General features: G+C 64.8%; 4 protein-coding genes. All 4 read right to left on the minus strand.

Going from position 1 to position 2,903, the window contains the following annotated elements; all coding sequences use genetic code 11:
• Positions 1-616, minus strand: a 616-nt coding sequence (locus tag ABI213_RS01450; RefSeq protein ID WP_348025807.1) for an FAD-dependent oxidoreductase, incomplete at its 3' end; no start/stop codon positions are given.
• Positions 616-780: a rubredoxin gene (locus tag ABI213_RS01455; RefSeq protein WP_348005575.1), complete on the minus strand. Its 165-nt coding sequence runs from the start codon at positions 778-780 to the stop codon at positions 616-618. The genes ABI213_RS01455 and ABI213_RS01450, both read right to left, overlap by 1 nt.
• A 79-nt stretch (positions 781-859) precedes the next feature.
• A complete protein-coding gene (locus ABI213_RS01460) occupies positions 860-1,351 on the minus strand; it encodes a rubrerythrin family protein (protein ID WP_348025809.1) in 492 nt (163 codons plus the stop codon).
• Between the two features lie 106 nt (positions 1,352-1,457).
• The coding region (locus ABI213_RS01465; protein WP_348025811.1) for a histidine kinase at positions 1,458-2,903 on the minus strand (1,446 nt) is incomplete at its 5' end.

Below are 2,903 nucleotides of genomic sequence, written 5' to 3' on the forward strand. Positions count from 1 at the left end.
GCCACTGCACCGACAAACCGGTCAGCGCCGCCTGCAGCTGGGCGCTGGCGGTGGGCGGCAGCAAGGCCGCCAGGGGACGGTCGGACGGATCGACCACCGCCACGGCGTAGCCCGCACCGGCCAGGTCGTTGGCAAATTCACAGCCGATCAGGCCTGCACCCATGATGGCCACGCGAGCCCCTTCGCCCAGGGCCGTCAAGCGCTGGTGGAACACACCAAAGTCAGCCAGCGAATTGACCGACAGCACCTGGTCTGCCGCTGCACCGGCCAGCGGCACGCGGATGGGCTGCGCACCGGTGGCCAGCACCAGATCGCGGTAGGGCAACGGGCCAGTGGCGGTGTGCACCACCTGGGCGGCTGTGTCGATGGCGGTGACCTGGGTGTGCGGCAGCAGGGTGACGTTGAGCGTCTGTGCGATGGTGGCTGCCGGGGTGGTCACCAACTGCGCCGGACCGCGCTTCTGGCCAAACGCGTTAGACAGCGTGGGCTTGGCGTAGAAGTCGCCTGCGTCCGCTGTGACCAGGGTGATGGGCGTGGCGGTGTCGAGCTTACGGAACTCGCGCACCGCCTGCCAACCGGCTAGGCCCGCGCCGATGATGAGCAGCGGCTGGTCCATTAAATTTCGACAGGTTCGAAGTCGGCCTTGGCCACGCCGCAGTCGGGGCACTCCCAGCTGGCGGGCACATCCGCCCACAGGGTGCCAGCGGCAATGCCGTCTTCGGGGCGGCCAACGGCCTCGTCGTAGATGAAGCCGCAAACGATACAGATATAAGTTTTCATGGTGGGGTTCTCGGTTTTATATAAAAAGTGCCTCTGGCGCAGATAGCACCTGCGCCAGCAGCTATGAAAAGCGTAGTGATTATGCCGTGACAGTCAGGCTGCCTAAGTGGGCCTGGTAGTGGTTGGCGTGGCGCTCTTCCACCTTGGCCAGGGCGGCGAAGCGTTTTTGCGCCTTGGCCAGGGTGGCGACAAACTGGGCGGCGTGGACCTTGGATTCCTCGATCTGCTCGTCCATCTCGGCCACGGCAGCGGCATTGCCCTCGGCTTCGGCGGTGGCGCGGAAGCCGGGGTACATCTCGGTGTATTCGTAGGTTTCACCGTCGATAGCGATTTGCAGCGCCTTGGCCGGGGTCATCGTGGCCTTGGGGTAGAGCAAATCGAGGTGGCCAAAGGCGTGCATGACTTCCTGGTCGGCGGTGGCTTCAAACACCTTGGCGGTGGCTTCGTCGCCGGCTTCCCGCGCCAGCTTGGCGAAGTAGCGGTATTTGATATGGGCCATGGACTCGCCTGCGAAAGCGGATTCGAGGTTGGCGAGGGTTTTGATTTCTGGGCGTTGGCTAGCGATGGACATCGTGGGCTCCTGTGGGGTTAAGTCGTTGTGAACAGGGGCAATCTTACGGCGAATCCATTGCCATTAACAATTGATAAAACCTAATCAATTGATATAAACTATCAAATCACAGAATGTCGATAGCCACCTCGGTGCACCCCGGCACACTGTGCAGTGCCAGCACCACGCCCAAGGCGCGGGCCCGCTCGTGCAGGGCCAGCAGGCCATTGCGGGGCGGCTGGGTGGTGTCAAAGCCGCGGCCGTTGTCGCTGATCCGCAGGCAAATACCACCTTCGCACAGGGGCTTGGCCTGTATGCGCAGCACACTGGCCTGGGCGTGCTGCAATACGTTGGAGAAGGCCTCGAACAGCATGAACTGCAACTGCCGCAGGGCCGCGCTGTCCAGGCGGGCCAGCGGCGGCAACTCGTCCACATCCCATTCCAGTGCGATATCGAGCACCGCAAAACGAGGTGCCAGGCGGTAGCGCAAGTTGGCCAGCAGCGCGGTGATGTCGCCCGGCGGCAGGTGCAGAGCGTCCATCGACAGCTTCAGGTGGTCCAGCGAATCGCGCAAGGTGTAGAGCACCTCGGCCTGGCTGGCCTTGCCCGACTGCAGCTGGCGAATGGCGGTGCTGAGGTGTGCGCCCACACCGTCGTGCATATCGCGCAGGATGCGGGTGCGCTCGCCGGCACGCTCTTGTGCGCGCACCAACTGCTCGTTGTGCTGGTAGAGCAACTGCACGGCGGTTTCCTTGTCGGTAATGCGCTGGGCCATGTGGTCGATCAGGTCGCGCACCTCCACCCGCGCGGTGTGGAAGCGGCTGATGGCGATCAGCGTCAAGATCAGGCCAAACAAGCGGTTCGAATAGGCCAGCAGCGCCGTCTGGCCATAACGGTCATCAAAATGGAACACCACCCAGTCGCGTATGCCCATGGCCACATTGACCCCCAGCGCCATGGCCATGGCGACCCGGTAGGGCTGGAGGCGGGACTGGAACGCCGTGACCCCGTACAGCATGCCAAACGGCAGCATCAGCACCGCCAGCAGGCCGTACCACAGCGTCATGGCCCAGGTGGTGTGCCAGCCGGTGGCGGCATATCCGGCCAAGGCACCGCTGAGCACCAGCGCCGCACCCAGCCACGGCACCGCGGGCGCGTCCAGCCGCCGCCCCCACCCGGCCACCAGGCACAGTGCGCAGGCCATGCACCAGATCCAGCCGCCCAAGGACAACACGATGAGCGCATTCCACCAGGCCCAGGGCAAGGGCGGCTGCTCCACCAGCTGGTTGCCCAGGCGGAGCAGAAAAAACAGTTCGGCCAGTGCGGTGTACAGGTACAAGCGGTCGCGCTCCACCGCTCCGGGCCGGGTGGCCGAGGGCTCGGTCTGCGTCCACCACAGCAGGCTGGCCATGGTGACCATGAACAGCCCCCAGAACGCCAGTAGGCGAAAACCCAAATCCACCCGCTCGGCCTCCTCCTGGTAGCGCGCCATCACCGCGTTCTCGGGCCCCACCACCACGGCAGCCATGCCACCGCGCCGCCCCACGTGGGCATGCACCAGGACGCGCAGCAG

It is taken from the genome of Rhodoferax sp., from assembly GCF_039922535.1.
Classification (GTDB): Bacteria; Pseudomonadota; Gammaproteobacteria; order Burkholderiales; family Burkholderiaceae_C; genus Rhodoferax_B.

Excerpts from the sequence above, each read along its gene's own strand:
- ABI213_RS01455 (WP_348005575.1), bottom strand. The coding sequence starts at position 780 with ATGAAAACTTATATCTGTATCGTTTGCGGCTTCATCTACGACGAGGCC.
- ABI213_RS01460 (WP_348025809.1), bottom strand. The coding sequence starts at position 1,351 with ATGTCCATCGCTAGCCAACGCCCAGAAATCAAAACCCTCGCCAACCTC.